The organism is Acrocarpospora corrugata (assembly GCF_009687845.1).
Classification (GTDB): domain Bacteria; phylum Actinomycetota; class Actinomycetes; order Streptosporangiales; family Streptosporangiaceae; genus Acrocarpospora; species Acrocarpospora corrugata.
The window spans coordinates 31,642-53,641 of the sequence record NZ_BLAD01000083.1 but is presented as its reverse complement, the minus strand read 5'-3'; the positions used below and the strand labels follow the sequence as shown (position 1 = coordinate 53,641).

At 69.9% G+C, this 22,000-nt stretch carries 24 protein-coding genes; 16 read left to right on the top strand and 8 right to left on the bottom strand.

The genetic code is table 11. The features are described from left to right. From Acor_RS32800 to Acor_RS32770, 8 genes are all read left to right on the top strand, one after another. The coding region (locus Acor_RS32800) for an LmeA family phospholipid-binding protein (RefSeq protein WP_170317186.1) at window positions 1-517 on the top strand (517 nt) is incomplete at its 5' end. After that, a complete protein-coding gene (locus Acor_RS32795) occupies window positions 498-1,055 on the top strand; it encodes a sigma-70 family RNA polymerase sigma factor (RefSeq protein WP_155340658.1) in 558 nt (185 codons plus the stop codon). The genes Acor_RS32800 and Acor_RS32795, both read left to right, overlap by 20 nt. Continuing rightward, the gene (locus tag Acor_RS32790) at window positions 1,052-1,888 is read left to right on the top strand and encodes an anti-sigma factor (RefSeq protein WP_155340657.1); all 837 of its coding nucleotides are present in this window, start codon (window positions 1,052-1,054) and stop codon (window positions 1,886-1,888) included. The genes Acor_RS32795 and Acor_RS32790 overlap by 4 nt, the downstream gene beginning before the upstream one ends. Window positions 1,889-1,955: 67 nt before the next feature. Then, entirely contained in the window at window positions 1,956-2,399 is a 444-nt protein-coding gene (locus Acor_RS32785) for a TlpA family protein disulfide reductase (protein WP_155340656.1), read from the top strand. A gap of 32 nt (window positions 2,400-2,431) precedes the next feature. Beyond that, window positions 2,432-2,509: a putative leader peptide gene (locus tag Acor_RS46455; RefSeq protein WP_373869571.1), complete on the top strand. Its 78-nt coding sequence runs from the start codon at window positions 2,432-2,434 to the stop codon at window positions 2,507-2,509. A gap of 70 nt (window positions 2,510-2,579) precedes the next feature. After that, window positions 2,580-2,990 (top strand): DUF4395 domain-containing protein, encoded by a 411-nt coding sequence (locus tag Acor_RS32780; protein WP_155340655.1) that lies wholly within the window; start codon window positions 2,580-2,582, stop codon window positions 2,988-2,990. Beyond that, window positions 2,987-3,826 (top strand): sulfurtransferase, encoded by an 840-nt coding sequence (locus tag Acor_RS32775; RefSeq protein WP_155340654.1) that lies wholly within the window; start codon window positions 2,987-2,989, stop codon window positions 3,824-3,826. The genes Acor_RS32780 and Acor_RS32775 overlap by 4 nt, the downstream gene beginning before the upstream one ends. Continuing rightward, window positions 3,826-4,125 carry a DUF1416 domain-containing protein gene (locus Acor_RS32770; protein WP_155340653.1) on the top strand — a complete coding sequence of 100 codons (300 nt, stop codon included), beginning with the start codon at window positions 3,826-3,828 and terminating at the stop codon, window positions 4,123-4,125. The genes Acor_RS32775 and Acor_RS32770 overlap by 1 nt, the downstream gene beginning before the upstream one ends. A 25-nt stretch (window positions 4,126-4,150) precedes the next feature. On the opposite strand, the gene Acor_RS32765 is transcribed toward Acor_RS32770, so the two are convergent. Then, the gene (locus Acor_RS32765) at window positions 4,151-4,591 is read right to left on the bottom strand and encodes a MarR family winged helix-turn-helix transcriptional regulator (RefSeq protein ID WP_155340652.1); all 441 of its coding nucleotides are present in this window, start codon (window positions 4,589-4,591) and stop codon (window positions 4,151-4,153) included. Window positions 4,592-4,693: 102 nt separating this feature from the next. Here Acor_RS32765 and Acor_RS32760 point away from each other — a divergent pair, with 102 nt between their 5' ends. Beyond that, window positions 4,694-5,941, top strand: a complete 1,248-nt coding sequence (locus Acor_RS32760) for a hypothetical protein (protein ID WP_155340651.1) — start codon at window positions 4,694-4,696, stop codon at window positions 5,939-5,941. Here Acor_RS32760 and Acor_RS45660 read toward each other — a convergent pair. Genes Acor_RS45660 through Acor_RS32745 form a run of 3 tightly spaced genes read right to left on the bottom strand, consistent with a single transcriptional unit; the run spans window position 5,924 to window position 8,093 of the window. Beyond that, complete coding sequence (locus Acor_RS45660) at window positions 5,924-6,787, bottom strand: hypothetical protein (protein ID WP_155340650.1); 864 nt, start codon at window positions 6,785-6,787, stop codon at window positions 5,924-5,926. The two genes, Acor_RS32760 and Acor_RS45660, sit on opposite strands and share 18 nt — an antisense overlap. Then, window positions 6,784-7,431 (bottom strand): DUF4352 domain-containing protein, encoded by a 648-nt coding sequence (locus Acor_RS32750; RefSeq protein ID WP_155340649.1) that lies wholly within the window; start codon window positions 7,429-7,431, stop codon window positions 6,784-6,786. Before Acor_RS32750 ends, Acor_RS45660 begins: the two co-directional genes overlap by 4 nt. Next, window positions 7,431-8,093: a hypothetical protein gene (locus Acor_RS32745; protein WP_155340648.1), complete on the bottom strand. Its 663-nt coding sequence runs from the start codon at window positions 8,091-8,093 to the stop codon at window positions 7,431-7,433. The genes Acor_RS32750 and Acor_RS32745 overlap by 1 nt, the downstream gene beginning before the upstream one ends. 146 nt (window positions 8,094-8,239) lie before the next feature. On the opposite strand from Acor_RS32745, the gene Acor_RS32740 reads away from it, so the two are divergent. The 4 genes from Acor_RS32740 (at window position 8,240) to Acor_RS32725 (ending at window position 15,279) form a co-directional block, all read left to right on the top strand. Then, window positions 8,240-10,150, top strand: a complete 1,911-nt coding sequence (locus Acor_RS32740; protein WP_155340647.1) for a hypothetical protein — start codon at window positions 8,240-8,242, stop codon at window positions 10,148-10,150. A gap of 105 nt (window positions 10,151-10,255) precedes the next feature. Further along, on the top strand, window positions 10,256-13,300 hold the full coding sequence (locus Acor_RS32735; RefSeq protein WP_155340646.1) for an ATP-binding protein: 3,045 nt from the start codon (window positions 10,256-10,258) through the stop codon (window positions 13,298-13,300). A 55-nt stretch (window positions 13,301-13,355) separates the two neighbouring features. After that, window positions 13,356-14,585 carry a MurT ligase domain-containing protein gene (locus Acor_RS32730; protein WP_155340645.1) on the top strand — a complete coding sequence of 410 codons (1,230 nt, stop codon included), beginning with the start codon at window positions 13,356-13,358 and terminating at the stop codon, window positions 14,583-14,585. Further along, window positions 14,575-15,279, top strand: a complete 705-nt coding sequence (locus Acor_RS32725) for a type 1 glutamine amidotransferase (RefSeq protein ID WP_155340644.1) — start codon at window positions 14,575-14,577, stop codon at window positions 15,277-15,279. Before Acor_RS32730 ends, Acor_RS32725 begins: the two co-directional genes overlap by 11 nt. Here Acor_RS32725 and Acor_RS32720 read toward each other — a convergent pair. Beyond that, window positions 15,276-15,638: a DsrE family protein gene (locus Acor_RS32720; protein WP_155340643.1), complete on the bottom strand. Its 363-nt coding sequence runs from the start codon at window positions 15,636-15,638 to the stop codon at window positions 15,276-15,278. The genes Acor_RS32725 and Acor_RS32720 overlap by 4 nt on opposite strands. A gap of 36 nt (window positions 15,639-15,674) precedes the next feature. Between Acor_RS32720 and Acor_RS32715 the strand changes: the two genes are divergently transcribed. Next, window positions 15,675-16,172, top strand: coding sequence for a heme-binding beta-barrel domain-containing protein (locus tag Acor_RS32715; RefSeq protein ID WP_155340642.1), 498 nt, complete (start codon window positions 15,675-15,677; stop codon window positions 16,170-16,172). 16 nt (window positions 16,173-16,188) lie between these two features. Beyond that, entirely contained in the window at window positions 16,189-16,482 is a 294-nt protein-coding gene (locus Acor_RS32710) for a DUF2470 domain-containing protein (RefSeq protein WP_155340641.1), read from the top strand. 6 nt (window positions 16,483-16,488) lie between these two features. Here Acor_RS32710 and Acor_RS32705 read toward each other — a convergent pair whose 3' ends face one another. The 3 genes from Acor_RS32705 to Acor_RS32695 are packed head-to-tail and all read right to left on the bottom strand — an operon-like array spanning window position 16,489 to window position 21,226. Then, window positions 16,489-16,665 carry a hypothetical protein gene (locus tag Acor_RS32705; protein WP_155340640.1) on the bottom strand — a complete coding sequence of 59 codons (177 nt, stop codon included), beginning with the start codon at window positions 16,663-16,665 and terminating at the stop codon, window positions 16,489-16,491. Beyond that, window positions 16,662-19,454 carry a poly(A) polymerase gene (locus Acor_RS32700; RefSeq protein ID WP_155340639.1) on the bottom strand — a complete coding sequence of 931 codons (2,793 nt, stop codon included), beginning with the start codon at window positions 19,452-19,454 and terminating at the stop codon, window positions 16,662-16,664. Before Acor_RS32700 ends, Acor_RS32705 begins: the two co-directional genes overlap by 4 nt. 2 nt (window positions 19,455-19,456) lie before the next feature. After that, window positions 19,457-21,226, bottom strand: coding sequence for an RNA ligase family protein (locus Acor_RS32695; protein WP_155340638.1), 1,770 nt, complete (start codon window positions 21,224-21,226; stop codon window positions 19,457-19,459). A gap of 350 nt (window positions 21,227-21,576) precedes the next feature. Here Acor_RS32695 and Acor_RS32690 point away from each other — a divergent pair, with 350 nt between their 5' ends. After that, window positions 21,577-21,987: a Fur family transcriptional regulator gene (locus tag Acor_RS32690; RefSeq protein WP_155340637.1), complete on the top strand. Its 411-nt coding sequence runs from the start codon at window positions 21,577-21,579 to the stop codon at window positions 21,985-21,987. Window positions 21,988-22,000: the final 13 nt, after the last annotated feature.

Here is a 22,000-nt window from a genome sequence, read left to right as displayed (position 1 = left end):
GGCCATCGCCGGTCGGTACGAGGAGGTGACCATCGAGATGGGCGACATCACCCAGGAAGGCATCTCCCTGTCCAGCGTGAACGCGACCCTGTACGGCGTGCGGGCCCCCCTCATGGACCTCATCCAGCAGCCGGAAACCGTCGACCTGCGCGCGGAGCGCGTCGTCGGCACGGTCGTCGTCTCGTACAAGACCCTGGACGCCCGAGCCCCGCGCGGCATCAGGGTCAAGGGCGGCGGCAACAACACCATCCAGGTCACCGGCGAGCTCACCGTGCTCGGCCAGAAGGTCCCCGTCACCGCCGACATGAAGGTCGAACTCGACAAGGGCACCCTCCGGATCACCCCGGCCAGCGTCAAGATCGCGGGTGGCGTGCCCGTCCCCAACCCGGAGCGCCTGATCTCCTTCACCGTGCCGATCAAGGAGCTCCCGCTCAACCTCAAGCTGACCAAGGTCACCCCCACCGAGGAGGGCCTGCTGGTCCAGGGCACGGCGAGCGATGTTCCCCTCCGGAGTTGAACCAGGCGACCGGCCGGTACGTCTTGATGATGTGAGTCCAGCCGGCACCGCAGACGAGGAGCTCGTGCGGGCTCTGTTCGACGACCACGCCGGGCCACTCTACGGCTACGTGGTGCGACTGACGGGCGATCCAGGCAGGGCGGAGGACATCGTGCAGGAGACGATCCTCCGCGCGTGGCGCAGGCCGGTGGCCGACCGCCCGATCCGGGCCTGGCTGTTCACGGTCGCCAGGAACCTGGTGGTGGACCAGCACCGGGCCCGCAAGTCCCGCCCGCCGGAGACGGGCGATGACGCGCTGGCCGTGCTCCCCGCCGACGATGAACTAGATAAAGCCGTCGAATCATGGGCGATTGCTGAGGCGCTCGCGTCGCTCCGTACCGAACATCGAGAGGTGTTGCTGGCCGTGTACTACGGAGGCCAGTCCGTGAAGGAGGCGTCGGAGTCCCTGGGCATCCCGCCCGGAACGGTGAAATCGCGCACGTACTACGCGCTGCGCGCGCTCAAGCTGGCGCTGGAGGAGCGGGGGCTGGCGCCATGACGGCCCCGATGAGCTGCGAGGAAGCCCGGTTGTCACTCGGTGTGTACGTGCTCGGCGCGCTCGACTCGGAGGAGACGGCGGCCGTGGAGGCGCACCTGGACACCTGTCCGGAGTGCGCCGAGGAGCTGGCCGAACTGTCCGGTCTGCCGACCATGCTGGGCCGGGTCAGCGTGGGTGACATCTCGCTGGCCGCGACCCCGCCCCGGGTGGTGCTGGACCGGCTGCTGACCGCGACGGTCAAGCGTCACAAGCGCTCCCGGCTGCTGCTGTCGCTGGCCGCCTCGATCGTGGTGGTCGCGGTGGGCGGCGCGGTGCTGTCGGCGACGCTGAACTCCAGCCCGGAGATGACCGCCGCCGGCGCGGCCCCCGCCAGTTCGCAGGGGCAGGAAGCGGCCGGCACGATGGCCGACGACAGCACCCAGAGAAAGGTGGTCCCGGACAGGCCCAGCGCGCCTGCGATGGCTTCGGTCGCGCCCGAGGTGCTGAGCCTGCCGGCCGGTGAACCGGTCCGCTACGCCGGCGCCGCCGGCAAGGTCAAGTTGTCACTCGGCCTGTTCGCTGAGCCCGGCGGCACTCGGGTGGACATCGAACTGTCCGGCATCCCGGTCGGCACGGCCTGCCGCCTGGTGGCCGTCAACCGCCGGGGGACCGTCTCCCCGGTCTCCAGCTGGACCGTCGAGGCGTCCGACTACAAAGCAGGGAAGGCCCATCTCCCGCCGGGTTCCTCGGAGTACACGATCGAGCAGATCGACCGGTTCGAGTTGATCACCCCGAGCGGGCGGAAGATCGTCGCCGTGCCCATCAGGGACGGTGTGCCGACTCCAGCGTCGTGAGAGCCGTGTCTCACGGCTGAGGAACCCCCGGGGAATTCTTCCCGGGGGTTCCTGGTTTCCGCGATGGATGACTGGTTTTGTGGTGCTCGCGGTGACGCTCGTCGGCGGCACGCTCTTAGGCGTGGTTCTGAGGCGGCGCGACGGCGTGCTGCGTTCGGCCAAGGCGAAAGAGAGTGCCGTGGACTTCGGTGAATCGCTGGGGGAGCGGGCGACGCTGGTGCAGTTCTCGACGGCGTTCTGCCAGCCGTGCCGGGCCACCCGGCGGGTGCTCGGCGAGGTGGCCGAACTGGTCCCAGGGGTCCGGCACATCGAGATCGACGCCGAGTCCCGGCTGGATCTTGTCCGCACCTTCGACATCCTCCGCACCCCGACCGTCCTCATCCTGAACAGTTCCGGAAATATCGTGAAACGTGCTTCCGGGCAGCCCAGGAAAGCCGACGTCATCGCCGCGCTGGGTCTGGCCGTTCCGCCGAACGTGGACGGAATGTCTCAACACCCGGACGGGAAGTGACAGATGGCGAGACGAAAGGTACTGTCGTGCACATGACTCCCACGACAGAGCTGCTCACGAAGCGGCGCGCGGTGGACTTCTGCCGCGTCGCCACCGCACTCTGTCGCTAGGCCTGAGGGTGATTCCCGCGGCGTCCCACACCACGCCGCAGAAGCGAAATCCCGTCAGGAGCATCCAACGATGCAAGTTGATCCCCGAGGCCTTCGCTTCGGCGCGGCCGTCACGACTCTGGTTCTCGCACTCGTCCTGATCACGGGCAGCCCCTGGTTGCTCGCGGCCCAGGCCGTGGTCTTCGTCCTCGGCGCATTCGTCGCCGCGCCGTACGTGCTGTTCTTCAAGCACGTGCTGCGGCCCAGGCTGGGACCGCCGAGTGAGCTGGAAGACGCGGCGCCGCCCCGATTCGCGCAGGGCCTGGGCATGGCCTTCGCCTTCGTCGGCCTGATCGGATTCGCGACCGGAGTCACCCCCTTGGCCTTGGGTGCGACAGCAGCGGCACTGCTGGCCGCCTTCCTCAACGCAGCTTTCGGTTTCTGCCTGGGCTGCGAAGTCTTTCTGATCATCCGCCGTCTACAACCTGGGAGAATCTCATGAGCCGCTCCGCCACCCTGGTGGACGCTGACTGGGTCGAAGCCAACCTGGACGCTCCGAACATCGTGCTCGTCGAGGTCGACGAAGACGCCAGCGCCTACGACAAGGGTCACATCCGTGGCGCGGTGAAGGTCGACTGGCGTAAGGACCTGCAGGACCCGGTCCGCCGTGACTTCGTCGACAAGGCGGGCTTCGAGGCCCTGCTGTCGTCCCGCGGCATCGGCAACGACGACACCGTGGTGCTCTACGGTGGCAACAACAACTGGTTCGCCGCGTACGCGTACTGGTACTTCAAGCTCTACGGCCACCAGGACGTCAAGCTCCTGGACGGCGGCCGCAAGAAGTGGGAGCTGGACTCCCGCGAGCTGACCAAGGACGTGCCCGAGCGGGCGGCGACCAGCTACACCGCCACCGAGCAGGACCTGAGCATCCGCGCCTTCCGCGACGAGGCCGTCGCCGCGATCGGCAAGCTCAACCTGGTCGACGTGCGCTCGCCCGACGAGTTCACCGGCAAGCTGCTGGCTCCCGCGCACCTTCCGCAGGAGCAGGCGCAGCGCGCCGGCCACATCCCGACCGCCCGCAACATCCCGTGGTCCAAGGCGGCCAACGACGACGGCACCTTCCGCTCCGACGACGAGCTCAAGGCGCTGTACAGCGGGCAGGGCGTCGATTTCGGCAAGGACACCATCGCCTACTGCCGCATCGGCGAGCGCTCCGCGCACAGCTGGTTCGTGCTGCACGAGCTGCTCGACCAGCCCAACGTCAAGAACTACGACGGCTCGTGGACCGAATACGGTTCGCTGGTCGGCGTCCCCGTCGAACTGGGAGAGGCTCTCTGATGACTGTTCAGGGTTGCGCCGCGCCGGAGCAGACCGTGGCTCTGCCGGCCGGCATCGATCTGGCCTCGCAGGCCGTGATCCAGGGCGTCGTCACCGGCGCCGGCACCGCGTACGCGCGGCTGCTTGACCACTCCGGTGAGTTCACCGGCGAAGTGGTCGTCTCCGACGAGGGCATCTTCCGCTTCTTCGCGGCCCCGGGTTCGTGGACCGTCCGCATCATCGCGGGCGGCGGGGTCAGCAAGGACATCGCGGTCGAGGCGAAGCTGGGCGAGGTCGCCCAGCTGGCCGTGGCCGTCTGATTTCTTCCGGGAAGCCCGGTCTCCGTCAGGAGGCCGGGCTTTTCGCGAGCTCGTTCAGGACGTCGATCAGCGCGTTCTCCGGCCCCGCCAGGTGGAACACCTGCCGGTCGACCGAATCCACGATCTCGGCCGCGCGTTCGGCCAGCCGGCGGCCCTCGTCGGTGATCGCGAGCACCCGCCGCCGCTCCTCGGTGGGGTCGATCTCCCTGGTCAGCAGGCCCTTGACCTCCAGGACGCGGATCACCTGGCTGGTCATCATGTCGTCCACGGTGGCGTGCTCGGCCAGTTCGCGCGGGGTCGGCATCCGCCCCCGGTGGTCGAACCACCACAGGTCCACCAGCAGCGCGAACTGCACATGCGACATCCCCACCACCTGGAGGGCCGCGTTGATCTCCCGCTGCCACCGCTGGGTGGCCCGCCACAGCAGAAAGCCGGGACTTCTCCCGGCTTCGCCCTCGATGCCCATGCCGCGCATCATCGCATCGGCGACAGCGCAGACGAGTGCACCCCGATGGCTGGTTGTCGAAATTTGACCAACCCGGTGGGGCTCTTCGCTACCATAACGCGGATGTCCGAAACGTCCGCACTTGCCGTCCGACCGCTGCCTTGGTACGCGGCTCCGTGGCACGCCCTTCGGATAGCCGCCGCCTGCGCCGTCCCGCTGATGCTCTGGTTCACCGTCGGCCGCCTGGTCCGGTGGGCCCTCCTGCTGCTGGCCGCCACCCTCTCGCATGGCTCCTGGTACCAGGTCCGGCTGGTCGGGGTGCTGTTCCTGTTCACTCTGGTCGTGATGGTCTCGCTGGCCACCACTGTGGGCATGCTGTACGCGGTGCGCGGCGCCCTGCTGGAGACCAGGGCCAGGCGCGCCGAGGGATCGGCCGACGAGAACACGCTGACCGCGCTCAACCGGACCGCGCTGGCGTTCGCCGGTCTCTACATCACCTGGGGTTTCGTCGCCCAGGACGCCCGGGACTTCGTGGACATCGACATGATGCGGAACCCCGATGACATCATGACCGCCGCCCTGGCGGGCCGGGAGAGCACCTCGATGCGGGGGCTCCTGGACCTGAACATCTGGGTCTCCGTCGGCACGATGGCCGTCGCGTTCCTGCTCAAGACCTACTTCGGCCGCCGCCACGAGGCCGGCGGCGGGCGCTTCTCCGGGGTCGCGACCACGTTCTCGGAACTCGCTTTCGCCTTCTACGGGCTGAACGCGCTCGCCTGGCTGGCCGACAGCCGGGGTGATTGGCTCGACGGCCGGACGGTCGTCGCCGGGTGGCGTGAGCTGAGCGAGGAGATCGCGAAGGTCGTGCCGGGGTGGGCGCGCCTGGGGGATGTCTGGCCGTTCGTCATCGACGGTCTGGCGATCCCGCTGACCTGGCTGACCGTCGGCATCCTGGTGTACGGCGCGTACGCGGAGGACACCCGCACCACGATCCGCGGCACCAGGCTGGAGTCCGCGGCCGACCGGCTGGACCAGGCGCACAGCCTGACCAGGACGACGCTGGCCAAACTCACCGGCGGATGGACCTCGCGCTGGATTCCGCTGCTCAACTCGCTCCGGCTGACCATCCGGGGCGGCGCGCCGTTGTTCGGGCTGTTCGCGCTCTGCTACGTCGGCCTGGAGATCGGCGGGGACTACCTGGAACGCGCGGGCTTCTACCTGGCCGGGGACGAGAAGCCGTTCTTCTGGATGGTCACCGAGGTGCCCATCACCTTCGTGGCCGATCTCGTGGTCACCGTGCTGTCGATGTGCCTGGTCGCGGCGACGTACGACATCGCGGCCACCAGGGCAAGATCATCGCAGGAATCGTAGAACGTTCTCCAGCGTCTCGGGGTTATCCACCGAACTCTTCACCAGGTCCTTGACCTCCTGGCCGGGAATGTCCCGATAGGTGCTGGGCCGCAGGTGCACCTCGACCTGGCCGGCCACCTGCGCCGGAACGATCCCGAGCATCTCGATCTGGTACGGCTGCCCGACCACGTTCTCGGCCACCGTCGCCGGCGTCTTGTTGCTGAGTTCCTCGGTGCGCCAGCTCCGCCCGTTCCGGTCCCGCAGGGTCACGTCGAGCGGACTGCCGTGCCGGGTCGCGCCCTCCGCGTCGACCGCGGTCCGGGTGAGCACGACCTTCAGCCACTGCCGGTCGGGGGCGGGCGTCGCGCCGGCCGGACCGTCGGTCGGCTCGACCGCCGCCGTCCAGGACACGTGCTGCCAGGTGCCGGGCTGCCCGGCCGGAACCACGTGCACACGATCGTCCGGCCGCCCCGACTTGTACGTCGAGTAGGTGAACCACCCGGGCCCGGCCAGCGCCGCGGCCACGGCGAACACCAGGACGAAGCCCCACAGGACCCGCCGCCGGGGCTTGGCGACGGCTTCAGCGGTCGGCGTCGGCGCAGGGGGCGTCGGCGGCTGCGGACGCGCGGACGGCGGGAGCGGCGCGGCGATGACCGGGAACGGCTGGGTCGAGTACCCCTCGTCGTCGGGGGACGGCGGCGGCGGTGGCGGCGGCCAGACCCTGCGGTCCGGGTAGACCGGCCTGGGCACGCGCAGCGGCGGCAGGTGCCCCGCCAGGGTGATGTCCGTCGGCTGATCCGGCGGCGGCACGAACCAGCCCCGGGCGTCGGCGTTCTGGTCCCGATCGTCGATGGGCGCGCCGCTCATGCCGCCACCAGCGGGTGGTATTCCTCGGCGCCCGAGACGACCGAACCGGTGAGCCGGAGATCGATCTCGACCTCCGGCGCGAACGAGTCCACCAGGAACCCCCCGCTGGGCGACGCCACGATGACGCTCGCTCCCGGCACGGCCCCCACTGGCACTTCGAAGATCAGATTTCCGGTCGACCAGAACCCGGGCTGCACCCATTTCTCGAACAGGGTGAGCGTTCGGTCCACCTTGTCGGTCGCGCGGTAGCGTTTTCCGTCCGCGGTGACCAGGACGGTGGTGGACGCGTCGAACCTGAGCGGTTCCTTGGGGGCGGTCGCGGTGACGGCGACGATCAGGAACACGTGGCTGGTCTGAACTTTGCTCACCTTGCCGCTGTAGTCGCGGGTGTCCACCGCCTTGGCGGCGACCACCGAGGTGGCCCTGACGCTGAACCGCCCGGTCGCGGTCGTCTCGCCGAGGGTCGCGTGGCTGGTCAGGTTGGAGCCGAGCTGCTCGTACGGCATCGCCAGCGCCTGCGCGTACACGGCGCAGGCGCACAGGGCCACCCCCAGGACGGCGGCCCCGGCGCGGCGGGCGAAACCACGGCGCGGCGGGGTGGGGGCGGGGGCGACCCGGGGCCGGGTCCGGGTGGCGGTGGCCATCAGGCGTCCTCCTTGCGCACCGGCAGGGAGACGCGGGCGGCCACTTCCGGCACGAACTTGCCGGCCGCGGAGCCGGGGCCTGGCACCAACTGCCAGTACCGGGTCCGTTCGCCGGAGCCGAGCGCCTCGAAGACGAACTTGCCGACCTCCACGGTCAGCGACGCGGGGACGACGGTGTCGGGCTCGATCTCGTACCGGACGACCACGGTGGCGGTGATGCCCGGATGGAGCTGGCCGCTCTCGATGCCGTAGCTGAGGACGAAGGCCTTCGGGCCGTACTCGGTCTTGATCTCCGGGCTGATCTTGAGCAGCGAACCGGCGAAAGACGTCAGCGGCGAGGGCGGTTTGCCGGGTTCCGGGAGTAATCCGACCGGCGAGGTCTCTTCACCGGTGTTCCTGACCTTGAGCACCAGATCCACGCTGCGTTTCGGCGGGCCGAAAGACTGCTCAGTCGTGGTTTCGATGGCTTTGATGAACTGGGTGCGATAGCGGCCCTGATCGACCACCGCGCCCTGGGCGGCCGTCGGCGGCGGGGGCTCCTTGGCCTCGGCTAAACCGCCCAGGCCGGCCGTCGCCCCCAGGCCGGACACCGAGATCAGCGCGGCGATCGGCACGAGTACCGGGCGCCGGCGACGGGTGCCGCCACGGGGGGAGGACGTCATGAGAAAGGATGGTAGTACGCCCACATCAGAACCATCCGCCGCATTCGTCCCTATCTTTGGTCGGAAAGCCGTCCGAATAGCGAGAACCCTGCCCTGATAGGCGATCCAGCTCCTACGCTGTGACGCAGGGCGGACATGGAGGGCTCGTGGGCGACGCGCACCCGGAGCATGCCCAGCTTCAGGCTGATCGCATCTACCTGGGCTGGCAGTACGCTCTGCTGCACCCAGATCCCGGTCCGCCGCCCAAACGACCGGCCCGCGAGGACCTGGAGCCGCCCGCGATCGACCCCGAGTGGGCGCGCAAGGAGAAGCTCCAGGAGGATCTGCTCAACCGCCCGGTCAAGCTGTTCCGCACCTTCATGACCGTGCTCGCCGTGGTGATCGCGCTGCTCGGGCTGGCCGGCCTGCTCGACTGGTCGTTCGTCGCCATCGGCCTGGTCGCCGCCGGGGGCGTGGCCGGGATCTGCTCGTACGCGATCAGGCAGGGCCGCCGCGCGGTCCAGACCCGGGTCAACGAACGCCGCTCGCGCGCCGAAAGGGAACGTGCCCGCAAGGACCGCGAGATCGCCGCCGCCCAGCAGGAGCACGCCGAGAAGTACCGCGAGTGGTCCGAGCGCAAGGCCCTGTTCGACCGGCAGCTCAGCTGGTACGCGGTGGCCGTCCCCGACGAGATCGACCGGGTCGACGTGGCCGGCGGCACCCTCCCCGGCTGGTCCGCCCTGATCACCCTGATCGGCGCCACCCGGCTGTACAGCGGCGGCCACCTGACCGTGCTGGACCTGTCCGAGGGCGCCATCGCCAAGGACCTGATCGAGCTGGCCAGACGCGGCGGCGACGACCCGCTGGTCTGGGTGCTCCCGACGGACCTGCCCAAGCTGGACCTCGGCGCGACGCTCAAGCCGGAGGCGTTCGCGGACGTGCTCGCGCACGTGGTCAGCGTCAGCGAGGAGACCAGCAGGGACATCGGCTTCGACAACGCCATCCTGGAACGCGTCCTGGAGGTGCTCGGCGAGACCGCCACGATCAGCCAGGTGACCGCCGCGCTGCGGGCCCTGGCCCAGGTCGGCGACCCCCGCGACGACCTGCGGTTCGGGCTGCTCACCGCGACCCAGCTCGAACGCATCGGCACCCTGTTCGGGCGCGGCGTGGCCGACCGGGTGGTGATCGAGCGCGCCTGGGCGCTGGAATCCCAGCTGCGCAAGCTGGAGACCCTCGGCACCGAGGCGGTCCGGCTGCCGCCGGCCCGGCTCCGGGTGGTCAGCATGGACCGGCAGGCGGGCGTGTTCGGCAACCGGGTGCTCGGCACGTACGTGGCGACCGCGCTCACCCACATCCTGCGGCAGTCGCCCGCCTCGGAGCGGCCCTGGTATCACACGATCATCGTGGCCGGGGCGGACAAGTTACGCGGCGACGTGCTGGACCGGCTGATGGACGCCTGCGAGACCTCGCAGACCGGGCTGGTGCTGACCTACCGCAGCCTCACCGCGACCGTCCGGGAGCGGCTCGGGCGCGGGCACGCGGCGGTGGCGTTCATGCGGCTGGGCAACGCCGAGGACGCCCGGGTGGCGAGCGAGCACGTCGGCACCGAGCACCGGCTGGAGCTGGCCCAGCTGACCGAGTCGGTCAGTTCGGCGGTCAACGGGGGCGGCGGGTTCTACACCTCGACCGTGGGCGCGAGCCGTACCGAGACGGAACACCGCGACAAGCCGGACCTGCGGGCCGGGATCACCGAATCCACTGAGTGGGGGCGTAACGCGGGAACGGTCACGGAAGGGGTCATGCACCGCTCCAGGGAGTTCCTGGTCGAACCGCACCAGCTGCAGCAGCTGCCGACCACCTCGGTGATCGTCACCCACGCCACCGCGGACGGGCGGGAGGTCCGGCTGGCCGACGCGAACCCGGCGATCCTCACCTTCCCCAAGACCACGCTCCAGGAGGTACGGGCGATCCGCCCGGCCGCCCCGCCCCCGGTGGTGGAGGCGCTCGACGAGGAGGCGCCGCCGCCCAACCTGGGACCACCGCCGCCCCGGCTGGACTGGCGCAAGCCGGGTCGCTGAGGCCGATCCTTCTGGCTCGTGAATAGACACGGTAAGAGGTTCGCCAACATGGATATGTGACCATGATCGGCAAAGGACCTTGAGAGCCTGTGAGAGAGGGGCCTCATGCAACCGTTCCCCCTGAGCGGGCCGTGGTATCGGATCCAGGCGATCACCGCGCCGTCGCGTACGTCGTCCGCCGAGTGGGACTTCGTCAACGTCCTGCCCGCGGTGCTCTCCGCCGCGCAGCGGGACCGCCCGTTCGTGATCGGCTGGCTGTCCCGGGGCTCCGGGGCGCCGCTGGAGCTGATCACCAACGCCGGGCCGCTGACGCCGCCCCGGCCGCCGCGCCGGGCCGCCGCCGCCGTCGAGGTCGTCGCCACCGGGCCGCAGCCACTGCTGTTCCCCGGCGGCGCGCGCGGCGTGGAGATCGGCGACGACTGGCTGGCCGACCTGGCCGACCTGGTCTGGACGCCGTGCCCCGGCCGCCAGGCGCCGCCGCTGGCCGGCCGCCGCGAGCCGGCGCCCGACGACATCAAGCAGCCGACCCTGTTCGAGTCCACCCTGACCACGCTGATGTCCCGCCCGTTCGCCTGGGTCGTCATCGCCGAGCCCACCGACCTGCTCGACGCCGAGGTCGCCCACCTGCGCACCCAGCTGAACGTGCTCCGCCAGTACGGCGACGCCTCCGAGCGCTCCCGCTACGACGCGGAACGGGCCGAACGCCGGATGCAGGAGCTGGACGCGTTCCGGGAGGCCGGGCTGTGGAACGTCCGGGTCCTGGCGGGCGCGGCCGGGCCGGAGGAGCTCCGGCAGATCGCGCCGGTGCTGGTGGGGTCGGTGGAGATGAGCCACCATCCGTACCGGCTGCGCAGCGCCATGGCCGGCCCGGCCCGGCCGAACGCCGCCGAACTCGTCTACGGCTTCGGCGAGGCCCTGGGCGTCAACTTCCAGGACCCCACCGACAGCGCCGCCGCCCCCTTCGCCGCCACGGCGGGCGCGCTGGCCGCGCTGGCCGGGCTGCCCCGCCGCGAGGTCCCCGGCGTCCGGGTGCTGGACACCGGCTTCTTCGACGTCACCAGCGAGGCCGACAGCACCACCGGCGAGATGATCGACCTGGGCGCGATCATGGACGGCCAGGAACGCGCCGTCGGCCGCTTCCGCGTCCCACTGGCCACCCTCAACCGCCACGCCTTCGTCACCGGCGCGACCGGCTCGGGCAAATCCCAGACGGTCCGGCACCTGCTCGAACAGCTCACCAAGGCCGGCATCCCGTGGCTGGCCATCGAACCGGCCAAATCCGAGTACTCCGCCATGGCCGGCCGGGTCGAGCAGTACGCCCCGCTGACCGTGATCAACCCCTCCGCGCCCGACAACGTGCCGTTCAGCGTCAACCCGCTGGCCCCCGAGCCCGGCTACCCCGTGCAGGCCCACATCGACATGGTCCGCGCCCTGTTCATGGCCGCCTTCGACGCCGAGGAGCCGTTCCCGCAGATCATGTCGCTGGCCCTGCAGCGCGTCTACGAGGCCAACGGCTGGGACGTCGTCACCGGCGGCGGCATCCCCGGCGCGGCCGTGCAGCCCGCCATCCCCACCCTCGAACAGCTCCAGCAGCACGCCCTGGAGGTGATCCAGGAGATCGGGTACGGCAACGAGGTCCAGGCCGACGTGGAGGGCTTCATCACCCTCCGGCTGCGCTCGCTCCGGGTCGGCTCCGCCGGGAGGTTCTTCGAGGGCGGCCACCCGGCCGACATCGGCGACCTGCTCCAGCGCAACGTGGTGCTGGCCATCGAGGACGTGGCCAACGACGAGGACAAGGCGTTCCTGATGGGCACGCTGATCATCCGGATCGTGGAGCACCTGCGGATGCGGGCCAGACAGGAGAAGACCAGCGGCCTCCAGCACGTCATCGTGATCGAGGAGGCCCACCGGCTGCTCCGCGACCGCGGCGCGCAGCGCGCCTCCACCCACGCCGTCGAACTGCTGGCCGGCATGCTCGCCGAGATCCGGGCGTACGGCGAGGGCATCATCGTGGCCGAGCAGATCCCCACCAAACTCGTCTCCGACGTGGTCAAGAACACCGCGCTGAAGGTCATGCACCGGCTGCCCGCCGAGGACGACCGGCAGCTGGTGGGCGCGGCCATGAACCTGAGCGAGGAGCAGTCCCGGCAGGTCGTGTCGCTCCAGCCCGGCTTCGCCGCCGTGTTCGCGGACGGCATGGACCGGCCGCTGCGGATCCAGGTGCCGCTGGGGGAGGACCGGGAGCACGTGCTGCTCGGGCCGACCCCGCCGATCTGCGGACGGCGGTCGGCGGCGTGCGGGCGCGAATGCCGGACCGGGAAGGCGTGCACCCTGTTCGAGGTGCGGGAGGCCGACCTGCTGGCCGAGGCGCCCGAGTGGGCGTGGCTGCGGATATGGACCGACACGGTGGTGCTGGCGTTCGTGACCAACCGGTCGCTGCCTGGGGTGCCGAGGATCCTCAACGACATCTGGTCGGAGCTGCCGCCGCGCCGCCGGGAGTGCCTGCTGGCGACCCTGGTGGAGCAGCGCGTGGCGCGGCGGGCGTGGTCGCTGCGTACCTGGTTCGACCCGACGCTGCTGACCGAGAAGGCCGCCGAGGTGGCCGCAGGGTTGCTGGGGGCGGGCGCCGAGACGCCGCCGATGGCTGCCGGGGAGCGGCCGGGGCCGGCCTGGGTGATCCCGCAGATCCGGTGGCTGCACGAGGTCGACCGGCTGTTCCCTTTCGGCCATCCGGCGCCCAATCTGCGCAGTCCCGCCCCGGCCATGGAGTACGCGCTGTTCGGGACGGACGCGTCCGGCCGGCCGTACGCGCACCAGGGCCTGAACGGCGGCCAGGAGACCGCCGGGCGGCCCGAACTGCTCGGCCACCGGGCCAAGGCGCTGCGGCACCACCCGCTCTCCATGGAGGTGGACCGCAACCGCGCGCTGGCCTGGCGGGTCGTGCTCGGCGACGACGAGCACGAGGGCATCCAGAAGGACGTCACCACGGTCGCCATCGGCGTCGAGCCGAGGGAGCGGATCAGGCACGTCGCGCAGACCATGGGGGCCGGCTGGCTGGAGACCGTGCTGTCCTGGCCGCGCCGATTCGTGCTCCCGTTCGACGGGGACACCCCCGCCGAGCTTTCCTTCATCGAGGCGCCCGTTTCCTGACCGCTCGGCGCGGCTAGGATCTCGTCATGAGCCAGCACGATGAGGAGAGGGCCCCGTGAGCCAGTTGCCGTTGCGGGCGCAGCTCGCGAGTGCCCTCGGGCGGACGGCCGCGACCCTGTCCCGGGCCACCGGGCGCGGCGACGGATCAGTGATCGGCGGCCGGGTCGGGCTGCTGCTGGAACCGGATTTGCTCAGGAAGCTGGCCGCCGACCGGCGGCTGGCCCTGGTCAGCGCCACCAACGGGAAGACGACCACGACCCGGCTGATCACGGCGGCGCTGCGCGAGCTGGGCGACGTGGCCAGCAACGCCTTCGGCGCGAACATGCCGGCCGGGCACGTGTCGGCGCTGTCGACCAACAAGGCCGCGCCGTACGCGGTGCTGGAGGTGGACGAGAAGTACCTGCCGGAGGTGCTCGACACCACCGAGGCCGGGGTCGTCGTGCTGATGAACCTGAGCCGGGACCAGATGGACCGGGCGGCCGAGATCTGGCTGCTGGCGCAGAAGTGGCGGCGGGCGCTGGACGGGAAACCGGCCCACGTGATCGCCAACTGCGATGATCCGCTGGTGACCTGGGGGGCGTCCACCGCCGCCCGGGTGACCTGGGTGGCGGGCGGGCAGCGCTGGCGGGAGGACTCCTGGTGCTGCCCCGAGTGCGGCGGGCCGCTGGACCGCAAGGCCGCCGACTGGGCCTGCCGGGAGTGCACCTTCCACCGGCCGGAACCCAACTGGGTGCTCGACGACGAGGACGTGATCGACCCGCGCGGGGACCGCTGGCGGCTCAACCTGAAGCTGCCAGGCCTGGCCAACCGGTCCAACGCGGCCATCGCGCTGGCCACCGCAGAGGCGTTCGGGCTGGCCCCGCACCTGGCGCTGCCGCGGCTGCGCGAGGTCACCTCGGTGGCCGGGCGGTACACGACGGTGGAGCGGGACGGGCGGTCGCTGCGGCTGCTGCTGGCCAAGAACCCGGCCGGGTGGCTGGAGGCGTTCGACGTGTCCAGCGCGGAGCGGCCGATCATCCTGTCGGTCAACGCGCAGGGGCCCGACGGACGGGACACCTCGTGGCTGTGGGACGTGGACTACCGCATCCTGAACGGGCGGCCGGTCCAGGTGACCGGCGAGCGGCGGCTGGACCTGGCGCTCCGGCTCGACGTGGCCGGGGTGCCGTTCACGCTCCGGGACTCCTTCGGGCAGGCGGTGGCTTCGCTGCCGCCGGGGGACATCGACGTCATCGCCAACTACACCGCCTTCCAGGCGATCCGGACGGAGTTCGGCCGTGCAGAGTAGCTTGCGAATTGTCTGGATTTATCCGGATTTGTTGAGCACTTATGGGGATCAGGGCAATGTGCTGGTGCTGGAGCAGCGGGCTCACAAGCGCGGCATTCCCGTGGAGACCGTGCACGTGCGCTCCTCCGATCCGGTGCCAGAGCAGGGCGACATCTACCTGATCGGCGGTGGTGAGGACCGGCCGCAGATCCTCGGGGCCGAACGCCTGCGCCGGGACGGCGGCCTGCAGCGCGCCATCGCGCGCGGCGCGGCCCTGCTGGCGGTCTGCGCCGGATACCAGATCATGGGCTCGGTCTTCGGCGGCGAGGAGGGCCAGCCGGTGCCCGGCATCGGCCTGCTCGACATCAGCTCCAGCCGGGGCGAACGCCGCTCGGTCGGCGAACTCGCCGCCGACGTCGACCCCGAACTGGGCGTGCCCACCCTGACCGGGTTCGAGAACCACATGGGCGTCACTCACCTCGGCCCCGGCGTGCGGCCGCTCTCCAAGACCATCGTCGGCACCGGCAACGGCGACGGCACCGAGGGCTGCCACACCGGCAAGATCGTCGGCACCTACCTGCACGGCCCCGCCCTGGCCCGCAACCCCGGCCTCGCCGACCTGCTGCTGCGCTGGGCCGTCGGCCCGCTCCCCGCCATCGAGGACGGCTGGTACGAGCGCCTCCGCCAGGAACGGCTCGCGGCCGTCCTGCCCTAGTAGACGAGCGCCTGCACGCCTTCGTGGAGGATCTCTTCCACGAAGGTGGGCGCGCCCGCGATCCGGACGCCCGGCAGCACGTCGTCCACGGTGATCCCGCGCCGGGCGGCGCACTGGGTGCACAGCGTCACCTGGCCGCCCGCCAGGACCGCCGTCAGCAGATCCTCCAGCGGGGCCGCCTCGTCCAGCTCGAACTCCTTGGCCCGCCCCGGCAGCGCGAACCACGCCGACTCCCCGGTCAGCCAGAGCGACACCGGAACCCCGCTGACCAGGGCCGCCGTCGCGACCGTGAACGCCTGGTTGCACCGCTCGGGCGCGTCGGCGCCCGCTGTTACCTTGATCACCAGTTGGCGTGCCATGGGAAGAGCCTACGCCGGGTACTACGCTTGACCGCCATGGACGTACATCCCGATCTCGAACCGATAGCCTTCCTGCTGGGCCGCTGGGAGGGCGCGGGCGTCATCGGCTATCCGACGATCGAGAGCGCCAACTTCGGCCAGGAAATCCTCTTCGGCCACAACGGCAAGCCGTTCCTGACGTACGCGAGCCGGAGCTGGCTGCTCGACGCCGACGGCAACAAGGTCCGGCCGCTCTCCCGGGAGACCGGTTTCTGGCGCATCCAGCCCGAACGGCAGCTTGAAGTCTGCCTGGCCCACCCGACCGGCATCGTCGAGATCTACGTCGGCGAGGTCGTCTTCCACAAGATCGAACTCCAGACGGACGTGGTCGCCAGGACCGCCACCGCCAAGGAGTACTCGGCGGGCCGCCGCCTGTACGGCCTGGTCAACGGCAGCCTCATGTACGCCTACGACATGGCCGCCGTCGGCCAGCCCCTCCAGTCCCACGCCTCCGCCGAACTCAAGAAGGCAGCCGAATTCACCGGCGAACCGTGAACCTAGGATTGTCCACATGAGCAACCCCTTCACGGACGAGGCCGTCGCGGCCATCAAACGCCACATGAACGACGACCACGCCGCCGACGCCCTCCTGATCGTCCGCGCCCTCGGCGGCCGCCCCGACGCGACCGCGGCCCACACCACGAACGTGGACGGCGAAGCGATCTACTTCGAGGTGGCCGGCGACGAGATCCGCGTTCCGTGGAGCACCACCCTGACCGAACGCGCCCAGGTCCGCACCGAGGTGGTCAAACTGTACGAACAGGCGTGCGCGGCACTCGGAGTACCCGCCCGGGGAGCGCACTGACCTGGGTCAGCTCAGGATGGGGTCGTTGCCGCGTTCCGTTCGGGCCAGCTCCTCGACGGGCGCCGCGCCGCTGGCCTTCAGACCGGTTGGCCCCGGCGTGGCCGAGACCCGCACCGCCATCGGCGTGACCATGTCCGTAACGGGTGCCAGTCCGAAGGTAATTCCGGGCAGCCCACGGTTCATCCGAGGGTGGGGACGTCGCCGCCTTCTGCTCGGGTGACGGTGACGCCGGGCAGGGTTTCGGTCCAGCGGGTCGCGATCTCGGTGATGGTCGCGGTGTCCGGGGGTGTGCGGCCGAGGCCGATCGCGTAGCGGGTTGAGCGTGGGCCGGTGTGGAACGGTCGGGGCCAGGCGTGTGCGTCCGGTGCTCCCGCGCGTTCCAGGAAGGCCAGGAGGGCGCGCATTCGGCCTCGGGCCTTGCCGACGTCGCCGTGGATTGTGACGATCGCCCAGGCCGCGTGGCGGCGGTGGAGGGGTGGCGGTTCGTCGATGTCGGTGGTTTCCCAGGCGCGGTAGAGCTCCTGGGTGAGTAGATCGCGTCCGCCGATGCTGACCTGGTCGCTGCAGGGGCGTACCGGGGCGGTTGCGGTCATGATCTGGATGGGCGCGTCGGAGCGGGCGACCTGGCCGAGGGCGATCGGTTCGTGCCAGTCCCAGGCGGCCCAGGTCGCGAAGAACTGCTGGAGCAACTCCCCTGGCGGGAGCTCGTCCGACTCGATCACCGTCCGGGCCGCGAGTATGGTCCACGCCAGCCCCGAGAGCCCGCCGAACGGAGCCGAGTCCAGTCCGCGCGTCCGTGCCCATCCCTTCACCTGCCGCGCAAGCGTGATAAATCCGGATTTGTTCTTGGCGACCGCCGCAAGAATTGCATCCGCATCGCTGACCGCGCTCAGAGCTGTCGCGGACGGTTCATCCAGCTCGGTACGACGAGCTACCGCGTCACCGGGCGGAATGGAACCGGTTCCCACAACCACCAGATCGATATCCAGACCCCCGGCCCGCATCCGCAGCCCCGGCACCCGCGCACCGATCACCCGCCGCGTCCCCGTCGCTTCCGGAAGCACTTCCGCCACACGCATTTCGACCTGCGAGAGATCAACCACCCCGGGCAACGCCACCACCAGATCAAGATCCGCTCCGGGCAACGCACAGCCAAGCCGCCGCGACCCGACCACATGAACCGCACCTTCACTCAGGCAGCCTTCTAGCCGCGTCACCACATCCTCGACCCGCCCGTTCAGGGAGTGACTACGCCCGGTCTGGGATGCGGACATGCTGCTGGAACGGCTCAGGTTGGCCTGCGAGGTGTCGCTGATATTCGGGGCGGCTCGCTCGGTGATCCAGTGGAGTTCGCCGGTGCCCAGGGTGATGGTCGCGCGGGGGCGCATTGGTTCGTTGGCGCGGCGGGAGAGTAGGACCAGTTCGCCGACGTGGGCGGACATCGGCGGGAGGCGGGTGTGGCATTCGGCGAGTAGGCGGTCGGGGTTGCGGGTTTTGCCCAGGGTTAGGTGGGGGGTGTAGGTCTCGTCGCGGGTTCGGCAGGCGGGGAAGGCGGCTTCGAGGGCGTGGCGGAGGGTTGTCCAGGGGTCGGGGGTGCCGGGGGCGAGCCAGACGGTGCTGTCGTTGCGGTGGTGGAAGGCGTGGACGCCGTGTAGTTGGGCGGTGAAGGGGGCGGTGGTGGAGGCTGCGGCGGTGAGGAGGGGAGCGGCTTCCTCGAAGGCGGATTCGGGGATGAAGCCTGACATCAGGGTGATGTGGGGTGGCCAGCGGTCGATTTGCGGGTCGTGTTTGGCGCGGATCTCCTGGATGGTGGGCCAGAGTTCGCTGGGTGGGATCCAGGCGATGGCCGTTCGGGCGGTTGAAGGGACTTCCAAGGCGTCCGTGCCGGGGAGGGTGTTGATGTCCACGGCGAGGCCGTAGTGGTCGGAGAGGAACAGGCCGTCGGGGGCTGCTGGGGAGTCGCCCAGGAGGATCGCGGTGGTCGGGCGTAGGGCGGGGCCGCGAAGCAGTACCCGATCGATTCGCGCTGGACGGCCGCCGAGGGACTGGATGGCGGCGAGCGGGTTTCTGGTGGGGTCGTAGGTCGGGGTGGCGTCCGCGGAGCCGTGGATCTCGCTCCACGCGTCGCGCATGCCGAGGGCCTTCTCGGGGTGGCCGTCGTCGTTGAAGTCACCGATCAGGATCACGTCGGCGTCCACGCTGAGCAGGCCTTCGACGATGGTGGCCAGCTCCGATTCGCGTTTGGCCGGGCCGTTCTGGGCGTGGTCGCTGGTCAGGTGGGTGGTCGCCAGCACGATGGGGTGGGTGGCCGAGTGCAGGGTGATCGCGGAAAGCGCTTTGTAGGGGCCATAGGCGTGCAGGCCCGCCTCGCGGATCGGTACCCGGCTGAGCACGAGCAGTTTGTTCCTGCCGATGTCGTCGGCGCAGAGCGTGTAGCCGTCGCGGACCCACGGGGTGCTCTGAATGAGGTCGAGCAGGTCGGCTTCCACCTCCTGAAGCGAGAGGACGTCGGCGTTGGCTCGCTCCAGCGCGTCCACCAGCAGCGGCCTGCGACGGGCGGTGTCGATCCGCTCGCTGAAATACCGATCCCAGAGGGCGTTCCACGTCAGAACCCGCAACGTGCCCGGCTGCCAGGCTGGCCCTCGTTCGGCCGGACTCCATCCCAGCAGCGGATCCCAGGCAAGCGGTGTCCCCGCCGTGAAGAACGGCGCATTCAACTTCCGCGGATCCTCAGCGCGACCGGCCTGCGAGATGTTGACCACATCCAGCCCGGTCGCCCGATCCCACACCGTCTCGCCGTCCGCCTCGACGAACATGATCCGATGCCACGGGATGTCGCCGCCGGGCACGAAAGCGGGCAGCGGCACGCGCTTCGGCTCGGCCCCGCGCACATTGACCCCGAGAACGAACTTGGCCGGATCGAAACGGGGATCCCAGCGGATCTGGTGATAGATCTCCTCGCTGGTGCGCATGGTCAGTCCTCCCCGTCGAGGGTTCCCGCTGTGTCGAGTACGGTTCCCTCTGATCCGATGTACCACGTGCGGTGTGCCTCGCCGGGGAAAGGTGGGTTGAAGCGGCGGAGCTGGCTGGTGAGGATCTCTGCCGGGACCGGGTGGGGGCGGTTGGTGTTCCGCTGGGTGACGATGTCGTCGGGGACGAGCATGAGCGCGTAGGTCGTTAGGGTGTTGCGGCGTTTGGCTACCTTCAGGAGCATTGAGCGTTGGCGTCGGTTGAGGGCGGTTGCGTCCCAGATGGTTGTTCCGCCGCCGGCGAGGGACGTGTCGAGTTTTTGTAGGGCGGCGCGGTAGATGTCGGGATTCGCGCCTTGGTCTGAGCGGGATCCTCGGGCTTCGCGTAGCTCGTCGAGCGAGATGATCGGTTGCCCGAGGGTCTGGGCGAAGGTGCTCTTTCCGCTGCCTGACGGGCCGACGGTGATGATCAATCGGGGGAAGTCGCCGGTTCGCCAGCGCCAGCCTCGTGCGATGCCCTCGTCGGCTGTGCTGATTCGCCCGAGTGCGTATGCCTCCCGCGTCTCGGCCCAGCATCGGTCCGCGACGTCGCCATGTCCGAGCTTCGCGCGCATTTCGGTGCGCATGGTCGCCCAAGGGTCCTCGGTGAGGAGTCCGGCTTCTTCGGTGTGCAGTTCTGACCAGGCGACCTGGTCACGGGCCTCCGGGGTGTTCGCCACGGTGGCGGCGACGGCGTGGAGGACGCCCAGGTCGGCTGCGATGGCCAGTCGGATCAGGCCGGATCGGCGGGATTCATCTGGGAATGGCTGATGCAGGTGGGGGTGCAGGCCGACCAGGTCGGCGACGCGTCGTGCCAGGGGCATGCCGAGCGGCGCCACCAGTCGGGGAGCCAGCCAGGCTCGGCGGGTGGCATGAAAGAGCGCCGCGAGCACTCCCGCCAGCCGGGCGTCCCCGGAACGGCCGAGTAGATCTAGGCGGGCGGATATGTCGGACAGGTCGATGGGTTCGGCCAGGCCGGTGGGTTCGGTGGGTTCGGTCAGGCCGGCGGGTTCGGTGGGGTCGTGCCGGTTGGTGGGTTCGGTGTGGTCGAGCCTGGTCGCGGCGAGTAGGGCCGGCGTGTTCGGAGGCGATCCCGCGCGGACGTCCCAGAGTGCGGCGGCCGGGCTCAGCCCGTTCTCGACGACGGGAGCCGTCATCCAATGCGTGGCTGTTTGCACGTGGTTGGGACGCACCCATTTGGCGACACGATCGGCGAACTCGTCCCGCGTGAAACCTTCAACCGTCCGTACGACATAACCTTCTTGCCGGGTCCGGTCCAGGCGGAGGGCTTGGATCGTGCGCTCGTCGAAGAGGCCGCGCCAGAGAACGCGCGGAACGGGAATGCCCAGCTTTCTGGTGAAATTTGCGGTCCGGTCCCAGTCCAGGCATTGGTCGCCGTTCCAGACTGAGAAGGCGTAGAACCAGCTGTCCAGATCTTGATAGGCGATCGAGTGGCGGGCGAACAGATTCTCTCCGCAGATGCGCCACCCTGGCGGGATTGATCGGGCTATCCGGCCGTGCAGGCCTTTGACCCACGTCCGGGACGGGTGATGCGCCGAATCCAGCGAGCGGGCGTGCAGGCCGTCCGGGTAGAGCGTGGTGTTCTCGCCGTCGAGTTTCTCGGTGACGACCACCTCCCGGCCGGCGAGACCGGTCAGGCCGCGGGCTCGGATGTCGTCCGAGTGGACTCCCGGAGACCAGGGCAGATGGGGAGTCCGGGGGTAGTGGATTCGCATGAACATTCCTGCGCGTACCGTAATTGCCTGGTTGCTTGGCGGAATGGGTGCGAGGCAGAGAAGAACCCCGGGCACACTCCGCGTCGCGGCTGGTTGCAACCTGTCGACGCGGGTCGGCTGGACCAATGGCGGAGGATCCTGTCCTCAGCCGCCGACTGCCCGGGGTCCCGGTGTCTGTCTGGATTTACGCTGGATGGCGTAATCCGGAGCTGGTCCGGTTCGCCAGTCCTAGCGGACAGCCACCTCGCTAGCCCAACTATGATCAACCATTGTTCGGACCACCTCCTCTCGGCGTGATTCGTACGCTATGCGAGCTCTCGCGAGTCGGGCAAGCGAATAAACTCGCCTCCATGACCGAGACGTGGCATGAAGAACTGCGGGCCAAGGGGTACCGGGTCACACCGCAGCGCCAGCTCGTTCTGGAGGCGGTGACCGCGCTCGGCCATGCCACCCCTGAGGACATCTGCAGCAAGGTCCAGCAGACCGCCCGCGGTGTGAACATCTCCACCGTGTACCGGACGCTGGAGCTGCTCGAAGAGCTCGGCCTGGTCACGCACACCCATCTGAGCCACGGCGCGCCGACCTACCATCTGGCGGCGGACGCCAACCATGTGCATCTGGTCTGCCGGGGCTGCGGCGAGATCGTCGAAGCCCCGCCGGGCCTGGTCCAGGGCATGGTGGACGGGCTGCGAGACGGCCTCGGCTTCGACACCGACGTCCATCACCTGACCATCTTCGGACGCTGCCGCAACTGCCGCTGACGCATCGGCTGCC

What these genes read in the sequence shown, in the direction of transcription:
- Acor_RS32770 (WP_155340653.1), top strand. Translation starts at nt 3,826, where the DNA reads ATGACTGTTCAGGGTTGCGCCGCGCCGGAGCAGACCGTGGCTCTGCCG.
- Acor_RS32775 (WP_155340654.1), top strand. Translation starts at nt 2,987, where the DNA reads ATGAGCCGCTCCGCCACCCTGGTGGACGCTGACTGGGTCGAAGCCAAC.
- Acor_RS46455 (WP_373869571.1), top strand. Translation starts at nt 2,432, where the DNA reads ATGACTCCCACGACAGAGCTGCTCACGAAGCGGCGCGCGGTGGACTTC.
- Acor_RS32710 (WP_155340641.1), top strand. Translation starts at nt 16,189, where the DNA reads ATGAGCAACCCCTTCACGGACGAGGCCGTCGCGGCCATCAAACGCCAC.
- Acor_RS32695 (WP_155340638.1), bottom strand. Translation starts at nt 21,226, where the DNA reads ATGCGAATCCACTACCCCCGGACTCCCCATCTGCCCTGGTCTCCGGGA.
- Acor_RS32780 (WP_155340655.1), top strand. Translation starts at nt 2,580, where the DNA reads ATGCAAGTTGATCCCCGAGGCCTTCGCTTCGGCGCGGCCGTCACGACT.
- Acor_RS32790 (WP_155340657.1), top strand. Translation starts at nt 1,052, where the DNA reads ATGACGGCCCCGATGAGCTGCGAGGAAGCCCGGTTGTCACTCGGTGTG.
- Acor_RS32745 (WP_155340648.1), bottom strand. Translation starts at nt 8,093, where the DNA reads ATGACGTCCTCCCCCCGTGGCGGCACCCGTCGCCGGCGCCCGGTACTC.
- Acor_RS32715 (WP_155340642.1), top strand. Translation starts at nt 15,675, where the DNA reads ATGGACGTACATCCCGATCTCGAACCGATAGCCTTCCTGCTGGGCCGC.
- Acor_RS32785 (WP_155340656.1), top strand. Translation starts at nt 1,956, where the DNA reads ATGACTGGTTTTGTGGTGCTCGCGGTGACGCTCGTCGGCGGCACGCTC.
- Acor_RS32700 (WP_155340639.1), bottom strand. Translation starts at nt 19,454, where the DNA reads ATGCGCACCAGCGAGGAGATCTATCACCAGATCCGCTGGGATCCCCGT.
- Acor_RS32690 (WP_155340637.1), top strand. Translation starts at nt 21,577, where the DNA reads ATGACCGAGACGTGGCATGAAGAACTGCGGGCCAAGGGGTACCGGGTC.
- Acor_RS32765 (WP_155340652.1), bottom strand. Translation starts at nt 4,591, where the DNA reads ATGGGCATCGAGGGCGAAGCCGGGAGAAGTCCCGGCTTTCTGCTGTGG.
- Acor_RS32795 (WP_155340658.1), top strand. Translation starts at nt 498, where the DNA reads ATGTTCCCCTCCGGAGTTGAACCAGGCGACCGGCCGGTACGTCTTGAT.
- Acor_RS32705 (WP_155340640.1), bottom strand. Translation starts at nt 16,665, where the DNA reads ATGAACCGTGGGCTGCCCGGAATTACCTTCGGACTGGCACCCGTTACG.
- Acor_RS32720 (WP_155340643.1), bottom strand. Translation starts at nt 15,638, where the DNA reads ATGGCACGCCAACTGGTGATCAAGGTAACAGCGGGCGCCGACGCGCCC.
- Acor_RS45660 (WP_155340650.1), bottom strand. Translation starts at nt 6,787, where the DNA reads ATGAGCGGCGCGCCCATCGACGATCGGGACCAGAACGCCGACGCCCGG.
- Acor_RS32760 (WP_155340651.1), top strand. Translation starts at nt 4,694, where the DNA reads ATGTCCGAAACGTCCGCACTTGCCGTCCGACCGCTGCCTTGGTACGCG.
- Acor_RS32735 (WP_155340646.1), top strand. Translation starts at nt 10,256, where the DNA reads ATGCAACCGTTCCCCCTGAGCGGGCCGTGGTATCGGATCCAGGCGATC.
- Acor_RS32750 (WP_155340649.1), bottom strand. Translation starts at nt 7,431, where the DNA reads ATGGCCACCGCCACCCGGACCCGGCCCCGGGTCGCCCCCGCCCCCACC.